The following is an 18,455-nucleotide window of genomic DNA, read 5'->3' on the forward strand; positions in this document are numbered from 1 at the left end:
GCACAAGCGCGGTGCAACGCTGACTGTTAACCGACGACAGTGAGGTGCTCGTGTCCGATCTCCGCCCCCTTGCGATGGGTGACCAGATAGCCCATCGGCTTCGCGTCGAGATCATCAAGGGGATCATCCCCGCCGACACGCACCTCGCCGAGGACGCCCTTGCCACGCGCTTCGACGTCAGCCGTGGTCCGGTGCGCGATGCCTTGCGCCACCTGGAGGCGGAGGGTCTGGTCGAAGACCGCCGCAAACGGATCTACACCCGCGCCGTCGGCATGACCGACATCGAGGAGCTGTACATGCTGCGCGAGGTGCTCGAGTCCCTCGCCATCCGCCTCGCCATCGCCAACGCCAGTTCGAAGGACTGGGACCGGGTCCAGGCGATCGTCGACGACATGGCCGCCGCCGCCGAGAGCAATGACGGCGAGCGCTTCGCGGATGCGGACATGCAGTTCCACACGAGCTTCTACGTCAACGCGCGCAACCGTCGGTTGATGGAGGCCTGGCGCCCGTACCAGCGCATCTTCGCCATCCTCTTCGAGCTCAGCGACACGAGCGACATCGCATCGGCAACCGCCGATCATCAGGGCTTTCTCGATGTGATCCGCACCGGTGATGCCGACGCCGCCGTCAAGCGGCTGCACCTTCATCTCACGCTCGCCAAGGGCCACGTGCGCGACGCCCTGCGCAGCCTGCCCGACGCTGCTCACTGACGCTTCCGCCGTCGATACCCGCCAGGCGGGTATTTGACACGGCCCTCACACTGTCCTATGTTGACTGTTAACAGAAAACAGATCGTTCAACGGTGACCGGTCGCTCCGCCTGGAGCAGCCCTGACCCGTTTCGAGGAGGGGCTCCCAGATGGCAGGACACGATTCGACCGCACCGGTGGGTGCAGGTCGCACCGTCATCGTCGGACCGGTCCGCTACCCGGCCCTCTGCGCCTCCGGCCGTGCGCTGCTTCTCGAGCACGGCTTCACGCTCATCGAGAACGAGTCCACCGTGCCGTGGACGTCCGAAGAACTGCACGCACGCATCGCGGATGCGGACGCCGCCGTCGCCGGCGTCGAGGTCTACGACGCCGACGCCCTCGACCGCGCCGGCCGGCTGCAGATCATCTCGCGCCTCGGCGTGGGACTCGACAACATCGACCTCGACGCAGCCCGCGCCCGCGACATCCGCGTCGTGAACGTCCCCGGCGGCAACGCCGCGGCGGTCGCCGAACTGGCGATCGGCTTCATGCTGGCGCTGCTGCGGCGCATCCCCGAGCTCGACGCAGCGACGAAGAACGGCCGATGGGATCGCTACGTCGGCCGCGAGCTTGCGGGAAAGAGCATCGGCCTCATCGGCTTCGGTGCCATCGCGCAGACCGTCGCCCGCCGCCTCGCCGGCTTCGACGTCGACCTCGTGGCCTTCGACCCGTTCGCCGACCGCCAGGCGGCCGAGCGACTGGGCGTGTGCATCGTCGACCGCGTCACGGATGTCGTGCGCGACGTCGACATCGTCTCGGTGCATGCCCCGCACACGCCCGACACCCACCACACGGTCGACGACGAGCTGATCGCCGCGATGCGTCCCGGCACCCTTCTCATCAACACGAGCCGCGGCGGCCTGGTCGACGAGGCGGCGCTGGTGCGCGGACTCGCGTCCGGGCGCATCGGCGGGGTAGGACTGGACGTGTTCGAGGTGGAGCCCGTCGCCGCGGACAACCCCCTCTTCTCCTTCCCCAATGTCGTCGTCGCCCCCCACGCGGCCGCCGACAGTGCGGAGGCGTACGAGCGCATCGGCCTCGCCACCGCGCAGGCCATCGTCGACGTCTTCGCGGGCCGCGTTCCGGCCGCCCTCGCTGTCTGACCCGAATCCCACGCACCACCCACCTCCTGAAAGGAACAACGATGTTCACGACACGCAGACCCCGTCGGCTGGTCATCGGTCTCGCCGCCGGCGCCGTCGCGGCCCTGGGCCTCACCGCCTGCGCGGGCGGCACAGGCGACGCGGGCGACTCCGCCGACGTCTCCGAGATCACGGTCGTCGCCGCCAACAGCCCCTGGGTCGAAGGCCTGAAGACCCTCGGCACCCAGTACGAGCAGGAGACTGGCGTCAAGGTCAACATCGAGGCCTACGGCAACGAGCAGCTCAACGACAACTACAAGGTCAAGCTCAACGCACAGTCCGCCGACTTCGACGTCATGGCCTTCCAGGTGCAGGACGTCATGCGCGAGTTCTCGCGCAACGGCTGGCTCACCGACATGACCGAGCAGGTCGAGAGCGACGCCGACTGGAACTGGGAGGACTTCCAGTCCGCCGCCCGTGACGCGGTGGAGCTCGACGGAGTCGTCTACGGCGTTCCCGTCATGACCGAGCGTCAGATCGTCTACTACCGCACCGACCTGCTCGAGGCCGCGGGCATCCCCGTGCCCAAGACGCTCGACGAGCTGAAGTCGGCAGCCGCCGCGCTCAACGACCCGGACAACGGGATGTACGGAATCGCCATGCGCGGCTCCCGCGTGCCGCTGGTCACCCAGCTGTCGTCGTTCCTCTACAGCTTCGGCGGCGACTTCCAGGACGAGGACGGCAACGCCAGCGTCGACACTCCGGAGGCGAAGAAGGCCTACGAGTTCTACGGCGACCTGCTGCGCGAGTCGGGCCCTCCCGGAGCCACCAACATGGGCTGGGTCGAGGCATCCGCCCTCTTCGCGCAGGGCAAGGCGGCGTTCTACATCGACGCCGACAGCCAGGCGTACACCTTCCTGGACGCCGACAACAGCGCCGTCGTCGACACGGTCGGCTTCGCGCAGTTCCCCGAGGGGCCGGCCGGCTCGAAGTTCTACAACATCGTCCCGCAGACCATCGGCATCAACGCCTTCTCCAAGAAGAAGGAGGCCGCATGGGAGTTCATCAAGTGGGTGACCAACGAGGAGAACACCAAGTGGCTGCTGGCCAACGAGACGGTTCCCGGCGCGCGTGAGTCCGCATGGAACGACGCGGAGGCCACCGCATCCTTCCCCGCCGGTCTCGTCGAGATCATCCAGAACGTGGGCGACCACGGCGTCGGCCATGACCGTCCGCAGCTGGAGCAGGTCGCCGCGGCCCGCGAGATCGTGGGCGGTCCCGCCATCACCGCGATCGAGGGGGGCGACGTCGCAGACGCCGCCAAGACCGCGAACACGCAGTTCCAGGAACTGCTCGACTCCGAGAAGTGATCTCAGGCCCCGGGCGGCGCTCGCCGCCCGGGGCCACCCCGGACCAAGGAGGCTCCGTGTCCTCGCTCACCGCGCGCAGGTCGACGTTCGGCAACCGCGCACTCAACTGGATCGACGCTCGTCTGAAGTGGATCCTGATCGTCCCGTCGGTGCTGTTCATCGCGCTGCTGATCGCCTTCCCGATCGGTTACACGGTCTTCCTCTCCCTCACCGACTCGGCGGGCGCCGTCACCCGCCCCTTCTCGTTCGTCGGCCTCGACAACTACGTCACCTGGCTCAGCGACACCGACCGCTTCTGGCCGGCCGTCGGTCGCACGGCCTACTTCACGATCGTGGCGCTGGGCATCGAGCTCATCCTGGGCCTCGCGATCGCGCTCCTGCTGCGCAAGACCTTCCGCGGTCAGGGCCTGGTGCGCGTGTTCATCCTGCTGCCGCTGGTTGCCACACCCGTCGCGGTCGGCATGATGTGGCTGCTGATCTTCGAGCCGTCCATCGGCTTCGCCAACAGCGTGATGCAGTTCCTCGGCCTTCCGCGCCAAGGCTGGTTGAGCGACCCCTCGACCGCGTTGAACACCCTCGTGTTCATCGACGTCTGGCAGTGGACGCCGATGGTCATCCTGATCCTCCTCGCCGGCCTGTCGACGCTGCCGGAGGAGCCCGACGAGGCCGCGCGGGTGGATGGCGCCAACGCGTGGCAGCGCTTCCGTCACATCACCCTGCCGCTGCTCGCCCCCGTGATCGGCGCGGCCGCCATCCTCCGCTCCATCGATGCGATGAAGACCTTCGACATCATCTACGCCACGAAGGGCATCGGAGGCGGCTCGAGCCATGAGGCCGAGACGCTCAACATCCTCGCGTACGGCCAGGCCTTCCAGTTCTCGCAGTACGGCAAGGCATCGGCGCTGCTGATCCTCTTCTTCCTGCTGATCGTGGTGGTGCTGCTGGCCCTCGCGATCCTTCGCAAGAAAGGAACCCGGGTATGAGTGAGACCCGCGCCCTCGTCCAGCCCGTCGGCCGTCGCGGCCGTCGCGCTGCCGCCCCCAAGCGTCGCCCGCGTCGCCCGATCGACATCGCCGGGCAGACCGCGCGCATCGTCGGAATCGTCCTCGTCGTGCTCGCCTTCCTCGTGCCGCTCGTGTGGATGCTGCTGGCCAGCTTCAAGCGCAATCTCGACGTCGTGAACCCGGACAAGATGTTCGCGTTCGAGCCGACGCTCAAGAACTACGAGACCGTCTTCACGGTGCAGAACTTCCTGCCGGTCATCGGCAACAGCCTGCTGGTCGGCGTCGGGGCCACCCTGCTCGCGCTCGTGATCGGGGTGCCGGCGGCCTACGGCATCGCCCGGTACAAGGTGCGCAGCACGACCGGCTTCCTGCTGATGGCGCGTGTGATCCCCGGTGTCAGCCTGCTGATCCCGTGGTACTTCCTGTTCTCGCAGGTGCAGCTCGTCGGCAGCTACACGGTGCTGATCCTCACGCACCTGTTCGTGACGATGCCGCTCGTGGTGGCGATCATGTCGAGCTTCTTCGACGGCATCCCGACGGAGCTCGAGGAGGCCGCGCAGATCGACGGCTCGAGCAAGATCGGCGCCTTCGTGCGCGTCGTGCTCCCCCTGTCGCTGCCCGGCATCGCGACCGCGTCGATCCTGTCGTTCATCTTCAGCTGGAACAACTTCCTGTTCGCGCTGGTGCTCTCCAGCCAGTCAACTCGCACGCTGCCGGTCGCGATCGTGAACTTCACGAGCTACGCGTCGGTGGATTGGGGCGGGCTCATGGCCGCCGCGGTGGTCATCACGGTGCCGGTCATGATCGTGGCCCTGTTCGCGCAGCGCTACGTCGTCAGCGGTCTGACCGCCGGCGCCACGAAGGGCTGAGATGGGCGAGGCAACACGGACCGCATGGGTCGTCGGAGGCGGAACCGGCATAGGCCGCGCCGCCGCCCAGGCGCTTGCCCGCGACGGCTTCCACGTCGTCGTGTCGGGCCGCCGGGCGGCAGAACTGGACGCGACCCTCGACGCCGTCCATCAGAGCGGCGGCGCCGCATCCGCCCTCGTGCTCGACGTCACCGACGACGACGCCGTCCAGGATGCGGCTGCGCGCCTGGCCGAGGCACACGGCCACATCGACACCCTGGTCTACTGCGCGGGCACGAACGTCGCCGGACGCTTCTGGGACCGGGTCTCGGCGACCGACATCGCGCACGTCATGGACGTGAACCTCCAGGGTGCGGTGCGCACGGTCCACGCGGTGCTGCCCGGGATGCGGTCGGCCGGCGTGGGACTCGTCGTGCTCGTCTCATCCTGGGCCGCGTGGCGCCACTCGCCCGGCGCGGGCGCCGCCTACGCCATGAGCAAGACCTCGCTCGGCGTGATGGCGGAGACCCTGAATGCGCAGGAGCGGCTGCACGGCATCCGTGCCACGCATCTGTGTCCAGGCGAGGTGGCCACCGACATCCTCGACACCCGGCCGAACCCGCCCTCCGCCGAGGCGCGCGCCCTCATGCTCGCGCCCGACGACGTGGGCGAGACCGTCGCCTGGATCGCCCGCCAGCCCGCGCGCGTCTGCGTGAACGAGCTGGTCCTGACCCCCACCGCCAACACCTCCTACGCGTGAGCGGCTCGCTCCGCATCCTCTCGAAAGGCATCGACATGACCCGTCGCGACATCGTGACCGCCATCCCCACCAGCTTCCACGCCGACGGCTCGCTGGATCTCGACGGCAGCCGCTCGATCTTCCGGTACGTCGGCGAGTCCGGCAACGAGGGCGCCTTCGTGCTGGGCACCACGGGCGAGTTCCCCGCGGTCGACGACGACGAGTTCGCACAGCTCATCCGCACCGCGGTCGAGGAGCTCGCGGGTCGCATGCGTGTCATCGCCCACGTCGGCCAGCCGAGCGCCTACGAGGCCGTTCGGCGCGTGAGGATCGCGAAGGATGCGGGCGTCACCGAGTTCGCCGCCCTCACGCCCTACTACCTGCCCGCTGCCGAGTCGGCGGTGTACGACTACTTCGTTCAGGTCGCCGAGGCGGTCGGCGACGGCACCCTCTACGTCTACATCTATCCGCGACGCAGCGGCATCACCGTGAGCCCCGAGCTGCTGGCGCGCCTCGCCGAGCTTCCTGCCGTGGTGGGGGCCAAGGTCAGCGAGCTCAGCCTCGAGGAGCTCGCCGCGTACCGCGCGGCCGTGCCGAGCGACTTCATCCTCTACACCGGTGCCGACAAGGACCTCGTGGCCGCCGGTCAGGTCGGCGCGCAGGGCGTCGTCTCCGGCGTCTCCTCCGTGCTGCCGAAGCCGTTCCGGGCGCTCGCCACCGCGGCGGACACGGGCGACGCCGAGAAGATCGCGGATGCGCAGGCGGCCGTCGACGACATCGTCGCGGTCATCGGCGGAGACATGGCCCGGATGAAGGCGGCCTACCGGTCGATGGGCGTCGCCGACGGCACCTGCCGCATGGCTCTCGTGCAGCCCGACGGGGCGGCGCTCGCCGAGATCGAGCGCGTCATCGCGACGTACCGCTGAGCCCGCCGTGGCTTCGTCGATCGCCGTGCTCGGCAGTGCCAACATGGACCTCGTCGTCCGGGTCGCATCCGCGGTGCGTCCGGGGGAGACGGTCAGCGGGTCGTCGTTCGCGACCGGGCCGGGCGGCAAGGGGCTGAATCAGGCGGTCGCCGCCGCGCGCGCCGGGGCGGGCGTCTGCTTCCTCGGCGCGGTCGGCGCGGACGAGTTCGGCGGACGCCTGCGCGGCTTCCTCCTCGCGCAGGGGATCGACGCAGCGGGACTCGTGGCCAGCGCGGAGCCCACCGGGATCGCCGCCATCACGGTCACCGACGACGGCGAGAACGCGATCGTCGTCGTCGCGGGCGCGAACGGCGGCGACCGGCTCTCCGACTCGGACCGGGCCGCGATCGCCGGCGCCGGCCACCTCATCGTCCAGCTGGAGCGGCCGGTCTCGCTGGTGCTCGAGGCGATGCGGTGGGCACGCGGACACGGCGTGACGACGGTTCTGACGCCCGCGCCCGTGCCCGATTCCCACATCGACGAACTGGTCTCGCTGAGCGACATCCTTCTGGTCAACGAACACGAGGCCGCCGCATTGAGCGGCGACGCGGATGCGGCGGGCGCCGGGCGCATGCTCAGCCGTACCGCCGGGACGGTCGTCGTGACCCTCGGTGCCGCGGGTGCGCTTGTCGCGCAGGGCGGCGAGGTCACGGCCACCGTGGCCGCGCGTCCTGTCGCAGCCGTCGACACCACCGGCGCAGGCGACACCTTCGCCGGCGTGCTGATCGCCTGGCTCGCCGCCGGCGCCACGCTCCACTCCTCACTCGAGGCCGCATCCGCCGCGGCCGCTCTCACCGTCACCCGTCCGGGGGCCGCGGCGTCGATGCCGCACCGCGCCGACATCCTCACCGCTCTGCAAGGAGATCGATCATGACCTACACCCTCCCCACCGCACCCGCCGCTCCCGTGGCGCCGCCGCGCACCGCGTACCTGATCTCGTCGGGCGACCTCCGCGAGTCGGCGAACGTCGCCGGCTGGCCCGCGCAGGTCGAGCTGGAGGCCGCCGTGACCCGCGTGCTCGGCGACCTCGGCTGGAGCGTGGTCAGGGCCAACGATGTCGACCCCGCGACCGGCCACGGCTTCATCTCGAGCCAGCGCATGGGCATGGAGGTGTTCAAGAGCATCCCCGCCGAGGCTCCGCTCATCGTCGCCGAAGCGGTGTGGCAGTACTCGCACCACGTGCTCGCGGGGCTGCGCACCCACCACGGGCCGATCCTCACGGTCGCGAACTTCGCCGGGGAGTGGCCGGGCCTCGTGGGGCTGCTGGGGCTGAACGCGGGCCTCACGAAGATGGGCACGCCCTACGCCACGATCTGGTCGGTCGACTTCGCCGACGACTGGTTCCGCGAGGGGCTTCTCGAGTGGACGCGCACCGGCCGCATCACCCATGACACCTCCCACGTCCGGCCGCTGCCGCTGCTGCCCGAGAGCCCGGAGCGGGAGCTCGGCGAGGCGATCGGCCGGCAACTGCGCGAGGAGAAGGCCATCATCGGCGTCTTCGACGAGGGGTGCATGGGCATGTACAACGCGATCTTCGACGACGAGCTGCTCAACCCGACCGGCATCTACAAGGAGCGTCTGTCACAGTCCGCGCTCTACGCCGAGATGCTCGCGGTCACGGATGCGGACGCCGAAGCAGCCTTCGACTGGCTGATCGAGCGGGGGATGACGTTCCGCTTCGGCGAGGATCCGGCCACCGAGCTCACCCGCGAACAGGTCCAGTGGCAGCTGAAGATGTACATCGCCGCCCTGCGCATCGCGGACGACTTCGGACTGGATGCGGTCGGCATCCAGTACCAGCAGGGCCTCAAGGATCTCGTTCCCGCATCCGATCTCGCCGAGGGCATCCTCAACACGAGCGAGCGCCCGCCGGTGTTCTCTCGCGACGGACGCCGTGAACTGCACGCGGGGCGGGCGCTGCCGCATTTCAACGAGGCCGACGAAGGCGTCGCGGTCGACGCGCTCGTGACCGACCGTGTGTGGCGCGCGATGGGCCTCGTGCCCGACAACACGCTGCACGATGTGCGGTGGGGCGAGGAGTTCGACGGCGAGTTCGTGTGGGTCTACGAGATCTCGGGATCCGTTCCCGCATCCCACCTCGGTGGCTGGGACAAGGCCGAGGGCTGGCGGCAGGGGCACGTCTTCTTCCCCGCGGGCGGCGCGACGATCAACGGCGTGAGCAAGCCGGGCGAGCTCGTCGTCTCGCGCGTCTTCATCGCCGAGGGTGTGCTGCAGGCAGACATCTTCCGGGCGAGCGCGGTGGAGCTGCCCGAGGAGGAGACCCGCCGGCGCAAGGAGGCGACGAACCCTGAGTGGCCGATCGCCCACGTCGTGCTGCACGGCATCGGCCGCGACCAGTTCATGGCCCGGCACAAGGCGAACCACGCGCAGGTCGTCTACGCGCCGGACGCCGAGACGGCCGACCGTGCGCTCATCGCGAAGGCCGCGGCCTTCGACGCGATGGGCATCCGGGTCAACCTGGTCGGTGACGTCGCGGTGTGAGGCGGGCGGGTGCGCTCTAGAGTGCAGGTGTGCACGGGGATGGGCAGCAGCGCGGCGCGGGGGTGAACCCGCGCGGTGAGACCGCAGCGACGGCGCGGTGGGAGCGGATGACGTACTGGCCGCTGACGATCGCGGCGCTCGTGTTCATCCTGACCCAGACGGTGCACGTCATCGCCGACGTGTCGGGGGTCGCCGCGATCATCACCTCGTCGATCCTCACGATCACCTGGGTGATGTTCATCGGCGACTACCTCGTGCGTCTGGCGATGTCGCGTCCGAAGTGGCGGTGGTTCCGCACGCACCTGTTCGATCTCGCCGTGGCGCTCCTGCCGATCCTGCGGCCGATCCGTCTGCTCGGGGCGCTCACGCGCATTCCTTCCTTCACCCGCACCGCCGCCAGCTCGCTCCGCGCGCGGATGCTGGTGTACGGCATCGCGGCCGCGCTGCTGCTGATTTGGACCGCGGCCCTCGCCGTGCTCAATGTGGAACGTCACGCGGCGGGCAGCAACATCCGGAGCTTCGGGGATGCGGTGTGGTGGGCGTTCTGTACCGTGACGACGGTGGGCTACGGGGACTTCACCCCCGTCACCGTGCCGGGGCGCACGGTCGCGGTGGCGCTCATGGTGGGCGGCGTCGTGCTCGTCGGCCTCATCGTCGCCACCTTCTCGTCGTGGGTCATGGAGCGCGTCACCCGCGGCCATCAGGAGCAGCTGCCCGCCACCCGGGCCGACGTCGCGCGGCTCGAGCAGGAGCTCGCCGCAGCCCGCGCGGCGCTCGCCGCGGCGGAGAAGTCCACGCCCTGAGCGAAATCCTCCCCGCGGTGGATGCGGGGTGTCGGAGCTCCGGCCTACTCTGTGCACGGCGTGTGAACCGCGCCCTGCCTGGGGAGGCACCGTGCTCGTAAAACTCCTGCTGCGATATCTCGCGCCCTATCGTTGGTGGCTGCTGGCTCTGCTGGTCTTCCAGTTCGCCTCCGCCATGGCGTCGCTCTACCTGCCGCGTCTGAACGCCGACATCATCGACAACGGCGTGGCCCGCGGCGACACCGGCTACATCTGGTCGACCGGCACGATCATGCTGGTGATCTCGCTCGGGCAGATCACCGCATCCGTCATCGCCACCTTCTTCGCCGCCCGTGCCGCGATGTCGGCCGGCCGCGACATCCGTCGTGACGTGTTCCAGAAGGTCAGCGGCTTCTCCGAGCGCGAGGTGTCGCAGTTCGGCCCGGGCTCGCTCATCACCCGCAACACCAACGACGTCCAGCAGGTGCAGATGCTCGCGATGATGGGCTCCACGATGCTCGTCACCGCCCCCCTGCTGGCCATCGGCGGCATCGTGATGGCGGTGCAGCAGGATGTGGGGCTGAGCTGGCTGATCGCGGTGGCGGTGCCCGCGCTGCTGATCGTGGCGGGGCTCATCATCGCCCGCATGGTGCCGCTGTTCCGGCAGTTCCAGAAGAAGCTCGACGCCGTCAACCGCGTCATGCGCGAGCAGCTGACGGGCGTGCGCGTCGTGCGTGCGTTCGTGCGCGAGTCGATCGAGGCCGAGCGCTTCCGTCTCGCGAACACCGACATCATGGTCATCGGACGCAAGGTCGGATCGCTCTTCGTCCTCCTGTTCCCGCTCGCGATGCTGGTGCTGAACGTCACGGTCGTCGGAGTGATCTGGTTCGGCGGCCGTCAGATCGATGCCGGGGGCGTCGAGGTCGGAACGCTCTTCGCCTTCATGCAGTACGTCGGGCAGATCCTCATGGGCGTGCTCATGGCGAGCTTCATGACGATCATGATCCCGCGCGCAGCGGTGTCGGCCGAGCGCATCGGCGAGGTGCTCGACGCCGAGGGAGGGCTCGCCCGACCGGTGCGGCCCGTGACGGTCTTCCCCGCGCCCGGGGCCCTCGAGCTCGACGACGTGTCGTTCAGCTACCCGGGCGCGAACGCTCCCGTGCTGCAGGGCATCTCGTTCCGCGCGGCGCGGGGCGAAACGGTCGCGATCGTCGGTTCGACCGGCTCCGGCAAGTCCACGCTCGTCTCGCTCATCCCGCGACTGTTCGACGTCACGGGCGGTGCCGTGCGGGTGGCGGGCGTCGATGTGCGCGAGGCGGATCTCGATCTGCTCTGGAAGGGCATCGGCCTCGTGCCGCAACGTCCGTTCCTGTTCACCGGCACCGTCGCCTCAAACCTCCGCTTCGGTCGTGAGGATGCGAGCGACGACGAGCTGTGGGAGGCGCTCGAGATCGCCCAGGCGAGGGACTTCGTCTCCGAGATGTCCGGCGGTCTCGAGGCGACCATCGCGCAGGGCGGCACGAACGTCTCGGGCGGCCAGCGTCAGCGCCTCGCGATCGCGCGGGCGATCGTGCACCGCCCCGACCTGTTCGTGTTCGACGATTCGTTCTCCGCACTCGACCTGCGCACCGATGCGCGGCTGCGCCACGCGCTCTGGGAACGCCTGCCCGACGTCACAAAGGTCGTCGTCGCGCAGCGGATCTCGACGGTCACGGGCGCCGACCGCATCGTCGTGCTCGACGGCGGTCGCATGGTCGGTGTGGGAACGCACGAGGAGCTGCTCGCCGACAACGACACGTACCGCGAGATCGTCGAATCGCAGCTGGGGGTGGACGCATGAGCACTCCCGACGCCCTGACGGAAGAAGAGCGCCTCGAGCTGGAGCTCGCCGAACAGGCACGCCAGAACTCGGGCAGCTGGGACTCCGTCGCACCCGGCAAGGCCGCGAACTTCGGAAAGTCGTTCCTGCGGCTCATCGGGCTGCTGAAGCCGCACGCCGTCGCCTTCACTCTCGTCTCCCTGGCGGGCGCCGCCGGCGTCGTGCTGGCCGTCATCGCCCCGCGCGTGCTCGGTGAGGCGACCAACGTCATCTTCGAGGGCGTCGTGTCCGCCGGCCTCGGGGGCCAGTTCCCCGCGGGCACCTCGCAGGCCGACGTGGTCGCCGCGCTGCAGGCGGCGGGGCAGGGGGACATCGCCAACATCGTCGGGGCCATGCCGAACTTCGCGGTGGGCGCGGGCATCGACTTCGAGCGACTGCGGGTGGTCACCATGGCGGCCCTGGCGATCTACATCGCCTCCGCCGTGCTCACCTGGTTCCAGGGCTACGTCATCAACGTGATCATGGTGCGCACCATGTGGCGCCTGCGTGAATCCGTCGAGGCGAAGATCAACCGCCTGCCGCTGTCGTACTTCGACCGCGTACAGCGCGGCGAGCTCATCTCCCGCGTCACGAACGACATCGACAACATCACCCAGACGATGCAGCAGTCGCTCTCGACTGTGGTGACATCGGTTCTGACGGTCGTCGGCGTGCTCGTGATGATGTTCTCCATCTCGTGGCAGCTCGCCCTCGTGGCGCTCGTCTCGCTGCCGCTCATGGCGGTCATCTTCGGCGTCATCGGGCCGAAGTCGCAGAAGTCCTTCGCGCTGCAGTGGCGCAAGGTCGGCCGGCTCAACGCCCGCGTCGAGGAGTCCTTCTCGGGCCACGCTCTCGTCAAGGTCTACGGCCGCGAGGCGGATGCGCGCGAGAAGTTCCAGGCCGAGAACGAGGAGCTGTATCGCGCGAGCTTCCGTGCGCAGTTCCTGTCGGGCATCATCATGCCGGGCATGATGTTCGTCGGGAACCTCACCTACGTGGGCATCGCGGTGCTCGGTGCGCTGATGGTGGCGTCGGGGCAGCTGCGTCTCGGTGACGTGCAGGCGTTCATCCAGTACTCGCAGCAGTTCACGCAGCCGCTGTCGGAGCTGGGTGGGATGGCGGCCGTCATCCAGTCGGGCACCGCATCCGCGGAGCGCGTGTTCGATCTGCTCGACGCCGAGGAACAGGAGCCCGACTCCGACGACGCACCCGCACCCGCGGGAGGCCGCGGAGTCATCGAGTTCCAGAACGTCGCGTTCTCGTACTCGCCCGACAAGCCGCTCATCACCGACCTGTCGTTCCGCGTCGAGCCGGGACAGACGGTGGCGATCGTCGGACCCACCGGCGCCGGTAAGACCACGCTGGTCAACCTGATCATGCGCTTCTACGAGCTCGACGGCGGCCGCATCCTCCTCGACGGGCAGGACATCGCCGAACTCACCCGCAACGATGTGCGCTCGCGCACCGGCATGGTGCTCCAGGACCCGTGGCTGTTCGCGGGGTCGATCCGCGAGAACATCCGCTACGGGCGCGCCGACGCCACCGACGAAGAGGTGGTCGAGGCCGCCGTCGCGACACGCGTCGATCCGTTCGTGCAGACCCTCCCGGACGGGTACGACACGGTGCTCGATGAGGATGCGGCGAACGTCTCTGCGGGAGAGAAGCAGCTCATCACGATCGCCCGGGCGTTCGTGGCGCGTCCCGAGGTGTTGATCCTCGACGAGGCCACCAGCTCGGTCGACACCCGTACCGAGCTGCTGCTGCAGCACGCGATGGCGGCGCTGCGGGAGGGGCGCACCTCGTTCGTGATTGCGCACCGGCTCTCGACGATCCGCGACGCCGACCTCATCCTCGTGATGGAGCACGGCGACATCGTCGAACAGGGCACGCACGAGCAGCTCATCGCCGCCGAGGGCGCCTACTGGCGTCTGTACCGCTCGCAGTTCGAGCAGGCGGCGACGGAGCTGGTCGAGGAGCCGCCCGCGGCTCCGGAGGCGACGGCGGATGCGGCGGCCGAGTCGGTGACCGCCGAAGACGTTCCCTCGGCCCCGGTCCCGCCGTCGGCGCCGCCCGCGCCGGGCGTTCCCTCCAGCTGAGTCTGACCGCCCGGTCCGTCGCGACCGGGCGGTCAGGCCGGGTCGATGCGCAGGATGTCGGGCGACTCGCCGATCGGCAGGTCGTCGACCGCTCGCAGCGTGCGGGCGAGGGCATCCACGGCCGGGACCGCGGTCTTCACCCGCTCGCGGTCGCCGAAGACCGCGGTCAGCGTGACGAGGTGCGTGCCGATGTCCCACGTGTAGGTCGCGAACGGCGGCGCCTTCGGGTTCGACGGCAGGTCCATCAGCAGTCGTTCACCCGTACCGAGGTGCGGATTGCGGAAATCCTCGGTGTCGTCGTACTCCATCGGCATCATGGCGCGGGCGGTCCGCAACTGCGGGGTCGCCTCCTGCACCTGCGCGAGCACGACGACGAGTTCGGGGTCGGCGCGCCACATCCACGCCAGGACGCGTCCGGCGGCACGCCTCATGAGCAACGGCGTCGCCTGGCTCACGAGCCAGGCCGCGAAACCGCTGCCGGTGCGCTGCTCGGCGCCGGTGGCGAGCGAGCCCTGTGCCATCAGCATCCGCAGCGCCTTCTTGCGGTGACGACGGCCGCGCAACCCCAACGATTCGGTGACGGCGACCCACTGGGTCTCATCGGCGTCGGCCTGCAATCGCATCATGACAACCAGCGTAGGGCGGGGTGCCTCGGTGGCGCTCGGGAGGGCTCCGGTAGACTCGGGATGCCTGCGCACCCCGCAAACGACCCCCCCAGAGAGGCAGCCACCACACGTGACTACCCCCTCGACGCCCGATGTCCCCGAACCGGCGCCGGATACCGAACGCCCCCTCACGATCGTCATCGGCTGCGACACGTTCGCACCCGACGTGAACGGGGCCGCGCGTTTCGCCGAGCGGCTCGCCGCCGGTCTCGCGAGCCGCGGCCACGATGTGCACGTCGTCGCTCCCGGCCTCAAGTACCGCACGTACCCGCCGGCCACCGAGATCATCGAGGGCGTGCCGATCACGGTGCACCGCCTGCCCGCTGTGCGCTGGAAGCCGCACGACTGGCTCCGTTTCGTCTGGCCGTGGCGCTCGAAGCACTACGCGCGTCAGGTGCTCGACAGCGTGAAGCCGGACATCGTGCACATCCAGTCGCACATCGTCATCGGTCGCGGCCTCGCGCGCGAGGCGCGTAAGCGCGGCATCCCGGTCGTCGCCACCAACCACGTCATGGCCGAGAACATCCTCGACTTCACGACGCTGCCGCCCGTGCTCGACAAGGTCTTCGTCAAGCTCGCGTGGGACGACGCGTCGCGCACCTTCCACATGGCGCGCGCGGTCACGACCCCCACGCGCCGTGCGGCCGACTTCCTCGAGGCCACGATCGACATCCACGGCGTGATCCCGATCAGTTGCGGCATCGACGCCTCCGGGTACACGGCCGATCTGTCGCCGCGCGACGAGAACCGCATCCTGTTCGTCGGGCGCCTCACCACCGAGAAGCACGTCGACACCCTGCTGCAGGCCGTGACCAAGCTCGACCCGGCGCTCAACGCCACCGTCGAGGTCGTCGGCGGTGGTGACCAGCGCAAGTCGCTGGACGCGCTCGTGCAGCAGCTGGGTCTCGCCGATCGTGTGACGTTCCACGGTCGTGTGGAAGAGGAGGAGCTGCGCCGCATCCTCACTCGCGCGACGGTGTTCGCGATGCCCTCGATCGCGGAGCTCCAGTCGATCGCGACCATGGAGGCGATGGCGTCGGGTCTTCCCGTCGTGGCCGCCGACGCGCTCGCGCTGCCCCACCTCGTGCACGACGGCGAGAACGGCTGGCTGTTCCGGCCGCAGAACGCCGACGATCTCGCCGAGAAGCTCACGCGGGTGCTCACCGCATCCCCGGAGGAGTATCGCGCGATGCAGGAGGCGTCGCTGAAGGGTGTCGAGATCCACGACATCGCGCGCACCCTCGACACCTTCGAGAAGCTCTACCGGGGCCAGCCGGTCGCGCCGTGACGGCAGCCGAGCCGCTGCGGCTGTTCTTCGACGCGCGGTACATCCGCACGGACTTCCACGACGGCATCAGCCGCTACTCCGCGGAGCTCGCGGCCGCGGTGTCGTCGGCCGCGGCGGATGCGGGCGTCGAGGTCACCTTCCTCGTGCACGACGCCCGGCAGATCCCGCTGCTGCCGGACGGTGCGCAGACGCTCGCCATCCATGCGCCGACCTCGTGGCGTGAGCCCTTCACCGCACGGCTGCTCAACCGCTTCGCGCCGGATGTCGTCTTCTCCCCGATGCAGACCATCGGTGCCGGTGGACGTCGATTCCGTGTCATCCTCACGCTGCACGACACGATCTACTACCGCCACCGCACGCCGCCGAAGGACCTGCCCGCCCCCGTGCGGCTCGGCTGGCGCCTGTTCCACCTCAGCTACCTTCCGCAGCGTCTGACGCTCAACGCGGCGGATGTGGTCGCCACGGTCAGTGAGACGAGCAAGCGGCAGTTCGCGGCCGTGAGACTCACGTCGCGCCCCGTGGTCGTGATCCCGAACGCGCCGCAGCGCCTCGCCGACCGTCTCGACGGTGTCGCGGTCGACGCGAGCGGCCCCGTGCGCAATGTCGTCTACATGGGCTCGTTCATGCCGTACAAGAACGTGGCGAACCTCGTGCGCGCGATGGCGGGGCTCCCCGGACGCACCCTGCACCTGCTCAGTCGCATCTCGACCGAGCGTCGCGCCGAGCTCGAGGCGATCACCCCCGACGGCGCCGACATCGTGTTCCACAACGGAGTGAGCGACGAGGAGTACGCACGCCTCCTCGCGGACCGGGCGGTGCTCGCGACCACCAGCCTCGACGAGGGCTATGGCCTGCCCATCGCCGAGGCGCTGGAGCTGGGCGTTCCCGCCGTCGTCACCGACCTCGAGATCTTCCGCGAGGTGGCCGGAGACGGCGCCCTGTACGTCGATCCGCACGATCCGCGGGCGTTCGCCGCGGCCGTCGCCGAGCTGGACGATGCCGACGTGCGCGCCGCGACCATCGCCGCCGGACGGGAGCACGTGGCGCGGTTCTCCTGGGGGCGGTCGGCCCGCATCCTGCTCGACACCGTGCGCGCGATGACCCCGCACCCCCGCGCCGCGCGCGACTGAGCCGCATCCCGGCGGTCGGTCCCGGAATTACGCGCGGGCGGCGGTGCTGACGTGGTCGAGGGACGCGACGTGCGATGTTTCGGGCGCCGTGGTCGCGACTCGTGTCCCTCGAACGCGGGTCGAAGGTGCGTCGCTGGTCGAGGGGGCCACGGAGGATGAGGGGGCGACGGGGTCGTCGCGGTCCGGGAGGCGGCTCCAGTCGGTGCGCACCGGGCCGTAACCGTCTCGCGCGACGGCGATGACGGTGGCGACGATGGCCACGATCGAGAGGATGCCGAGGACGATGAGTGCGATCATGGCAGAAAAGCTACGTGTTGTGAGATCGTGCCACGACTGGCAGAATTGCCCATGAGCGCATCAATCCTGCCAACCACGGAGGGCTCATGAGAACCGTCGCCGTCGTCGTCCAGAACGGGTTCACCCCGTTCGAATTCGGACTCGCATGCGAGGCGTTCGGCCTCGATCGCACCGACGACGGCATCCCGATGTTCGACTTCCGCGTCTGCGCCATCGAACCGGGCGCGATCATGTCCAACCTCGGCTTCTCGATCAACGTCGAGCACGACCTCACCTTCGCCGACGAGGCCGACCTCGTCGTGGTCACACCCGTCCCGCGCGACACCTGGGGCACGATCGACGCGCGACTCGCAGACGTGCTGCGCCGCGCGGAGCGCCGCAACGCCTGGCTGCTGAGCGTGTGCAGCGGGTCGTTCGTGCTCGCCGCATCCGGTGTTCTCGACGGACGCCGCGCGACGACGCACTGGAAGTACACCGACCGGATGTCCGAGATGTACCCGAGCCTCGACATCGACCCGGACGTGCTCTACGTGCAGGACGGCAAGGTCATCACGAGCGCGGGGACGGCGGCAGGATTGGACGCGTGCCTGCACCTGCTTCGACAGGAGCTCGGTGCAGAGATGACCAACACGATCGCGCGCCGCATGGTCGTGGCCCCGCAACGGGAGGGCGGCCAGGCGCAGTTCATCTCGCGACCTCTCGCGCAGACGGCGTCGCTCTCGCTCGCCCCGGTGACGGAGTGGATGGTGCAGAACCTGCGTCAGGAACTGTCGGTCGAGCAGCTCGCGGCGAAGGCGCACATGTCGCCCCGCACCTTCGCGCGGCGCTTCAAAGCCGACCTGGGCGCCACGCCGGCATCCTGGCTCGCCCGCCAGCGGGTGCTCCACGCGCAGCGCCTGCTCGAGCAGACCGACTACGGGCTCGACCGCATCGCTGCGGAGTGCGGGTTCGGATCCGCGGCCGTGCTGCGGCAGAACTTCACGCGCGTGCTGTCGACGACGCCGACCGCCTACCGTGCCCGGTTCGCGTGTCCAGCCGATGAGGCGGTCGCCGCCGTCGCATGATCGCCGCGCTGAACGGC

17 protein-coding genes are annotated in these 18,455 nt (G+C 69.4%); 15 read left to right on the forward strand and 2 right to left on the reverse strand.

All coding sequences use genetic code 11. From position 1 onward, the window contains the following. Window positions 1-50: 50 nt before the first annotated feature. The 12 genes from EHF32_RS13280 (at window position 51) to EHF32_RS13335 (ending at window position 13,994) form a co-directional block, all read left to right on the forward strand. Entirely contained in the window at window positions 51-710 is a 660-nt protein-coding gene (locus EHF32_RS13280) for a GntR family transcriptional regulator (RefSeq protein WP_137418626.1), read from the forward strand. Between the two features lie 148 nt (window positions 711-858). Beyond that, window positions 859-1,851, forward strand: coding sequence for a phosphoglycerate dehydrogenase (locus EHF32_RS13285; RefSeq protein ID WP_137418627.1), 993 nt, complete (start codon window positions 859-861; stop codon window positions 1,849-1,851). A gap of 41 nt (window positions 1,852-1,892) precedes the next feature. Then, window positions 1,893-3,200: an ABC transporter substrate-binding protein gene (locus EHF32_RS13290; RefSeq protein ID WP_137418628.1), complete on the forward strand. Its 1,308-nt coding sequence runs from the start codon at window positions 1,893-1,895 to the stop codon at window positions 3,198-3,200. A gap of 56 nt (window positions 3,201-3,256) precedes the next feature. Continuing rightward, window positions 3,257-4,183 (forward strand): carbohydrate ABC transporter permease, encoded by a 927-nt coding sequence (locus EHF32_RS13295; protein ID WP_238343711.1) that lies wholly within the window; start codon window positions 3,257-3,259, stop codon window positions 4,181-4,183. Further along, window positions 4,180-5,073 carry a carbohydrate ABC transporter permease gene (locus EHF32_RS13300; RefSeq protein ID WP_137418629.1) on the forward strand — a complete coding sequence of 298 codons (894 nt, stop codon included), beginning with the start codon at window positions 4,180-4,182 and terminating at the stop codon, window positions 5,071-5,073. The genes EHF32_RS13295 and EHF32_RS13300 overlap by 4 nt, the downstream gene beginning before the upstream one ends. A gap of 1 nt (window position 5,074) precedes the next feature. Then, complete coding sequence (locus EHF32_RS13305) at window positions 5,075-5,812, forward strand: SDR family oxidoreductase (RefSeq protein ID WP_137418630.1); 738 nt, start codon at window positions 5,075-5,077, stop codon at window positions 5,810-5,812. Between the two features lie 35 nt (window positions 5,813-5,847). After that, a complete protein-coding gene (locus EHF32_RS13310; protein WP_137418631.1) occupies window positions 5,848-6,717 on the forward strand; it encodes a dihydrodipicolinate synthase family protein in 870 nt (289 codons plus the stop codon). A gap of 7 nt (window positions 6,718-6,724) precedes the next feature. Continuing rightward, entirely contained in the window at window positions 6,725-7,630 is a 906-nt protein-coding gene (locus tag EHF32_RS13315) for a ribokinase (protein WP_238343712.1), read from the forward strand. Then, window positions 7,627-9,258: a fucose isomerase gene (locus EHF32_RS13320; protein WP_137418632.1), complete on the forward strand. Its 1,632-nt coding sequence runs from the start codon at window positions 7,627-7,629 to the stop codon at window positions 9,256-9,258. Before EHF32_RS13315 ends, EHF32_RS13320 begins: the two co-directional genes overlap by 4 nt. A 29-nt stretch (window positions 9,259-9,287) precedes the next feature. Further along, on the forward strand, window positions 9,288-10,061 hold the full coding sequence (locus tag EHF32_RS13325; protein ID WP_137418633.1) for a potassium channel family protein: 774 nt from the start codon (window positions 9,288-9,290) through the stop codon (window positions 10,059-10,061). Between the two features lie 91 nt (window positions 10,062-10,152). Then, on the forward strand, window positions 10,153-11,880 hold the full coding sequence (locus EHF32_RS13330; RefSeq protein WP_137418634.1) for an ABC transporter ATP-binding protein: 1,728 nt from the start codon (window positions 10,153-10,155) through the stop codon (window positions 11,878-11,880). After that, window positions 11,877-13,994: an ABC transporter ATP-binding protein gene (locus tag EHF32_RS13335; RefSeq protein ID WP_137418635.1), complete on the forward strand. Its 2,118-nt coding sequence runs from the start codon at window positions 11,877-11,879 to the stop codon at window positions 13,992-13,994. The genes EHF32_RS13330 and EHF32_RS13335 overlap by 4 nt, the downstream gene beginning before the upstream one ends. A gap of 32 nt (window positions 13,995-14,026) precedes the next feature. On the opposite strand, the gene EHF32_RS13340 is transcribed toward EHF32_RS13335, so the two are convergent. After that, window positions 14,027-14,620, reverse strand: a complete 594-nt coding sequence (locus EHF32_RS13340) for a hypothetical protein (protein WP_137418636.1) — start codon at window positions 14,618-14,620, stop codon at window positions 14,027-14,029. 109 nt (window positions 14,621-14,729) lie between these two features. On the opposite strand from EHF32_RS13340, the gene EHF32_RS13345 reads away from it, so the two are divergent. Then, window positions 14,730-15,947, forward strand: coding sequence for a glycosyltransferase (locus EHF32_RS13345; RefSeq protein WP_238343713.1), 1,218 nt, complete (start codon window positions 14,730-14,732; stop codon window positions 15,945-15,947). A gap of 14 nt (window positions 15,948-15,961) precedes the next feature. After that, window positions 15,962-17,077, forward strand: coding sequence for a glycosyltransferase family 4 protein (locus EHF32_RS13350; protein ID WP_137419251.1), 1,116 nt, complete (start codon window positions 15,962-15,964; stop codon window positions 17,075-17,077). Between the two features lie 27 nt (window positions 17,078-17,104). Here the strand turns inward: EHF32_RS13350 and EHF32_RS13355 are convergent, their stop codons facing one another. After that, entirely contained in the window at window positions 17,105-17,374 is a 270-nt protein-coding gene (locus EHF32_RS13355) for a hypothetical protein (protein ID WP_137418638.1), read from the reverse strand. An 86-nt stretch (window positions 17,375-17,460) separates the two neighbouring features. Here EHF32_RS13355 and EHF32_RS13360 point away from each other — a divergent pair, with 86 nt between their 5' ends. After that, on the forward strand, window positions 17,461-18,438 hold the full coding sequence (locus EHF32_RS13360) for a helix-turn-helix domain-containing protein (RefSeq protein WP_137418639.1): 978 nt from the start codon (window positions 17,461-17,463) through the stop codon (window positions 18,436-18,438). Window positions 18,439-18,455 lie beyond the last annotated feature (17 nt).

Source organism: Microbacterium sp. RG1 (genome assembly GCF_005347485.1).
In the GTDB taxonomy this organism is placed as follows: domain Bacteria; phylum Actinomycetota; class Actinomycetes; order Actinomycetales; family Microbacteriaceae; genus Microbacterium; species Microbacterium binotii_A.

Bases quoted from the DNA above. Each gene is read 5' to 3' on its own strand.
- EHF32_RS13285 (WP_137418627.1), top strand. From the start codon at position 859: ATGGCAGGACACGATTCGACCGCACCGGTGGGTGCAGGTCGCACCGTC.
- EHF32_RS13290 (WP_137418628.1), top strand. From the start codon at position 1,893: ATGTTCACGACACGCAGACCCCGTCGGCTGGTCATCGGTCTCGCCGCC.
- EHF32_RS13300 (WP_137418629.1), top strand. From the start codon at position 4,180: ATGAGTGAGACCCGCGCCCTCGTCCAGCCCGTCGGCCGTCGCGGCCGT.
- EHF32_RS13305 (WP_137418630.1), top strand. From the start codon at position 5,075: ATGGGCGAGGCAACACGGACCGCATGGGTCGTCGGAGGCGGAACCGGC.
- EHF32_RS13310 (WP_137418631.1), top strand. From the start codon at position 5,848: ATGACCCGTCGCGACATCGTGACCGCCATCCCCACCAGCTTCCACGCC.
- EHF32_RS13320 (WP_137418632.1), top strand. From the start codon at position 7,627: ATGACCTACACCCTCCCCACCGCACCCGCCGCTCCCGTGGCGCCGCCG.
- EHF32_RS13335 (WP_137418635.1), top strand. From the start codon at position 11,877: ATGAGCACTCCCGACGCCCTGACGGAAGAAGAGCGCCTCGAGCTGGAG.
- EHF32_RS13340 (WP_137418636.1), bottom strand. From the start codon at position 14,620: ATGATGCGATTGCAGGCCGACGCCGATGAGACCCAGTGGGTCGCCGTC.
- EHF32_RS13355 (WP_137418638.1), bottom strand. From the start codon at position 17,374: ATGATCGCACTCATCGTCCTCGGCATCCTCTCGATCGTGGCCATCGTC.
- EHF32_RS13360 (WP_137418639.1), top strand. From the start codon at position 17,461: ATGAGAACCGTCGCCGTCGTCGTCCAGAACGGGTTCACCCCGTTCGAA.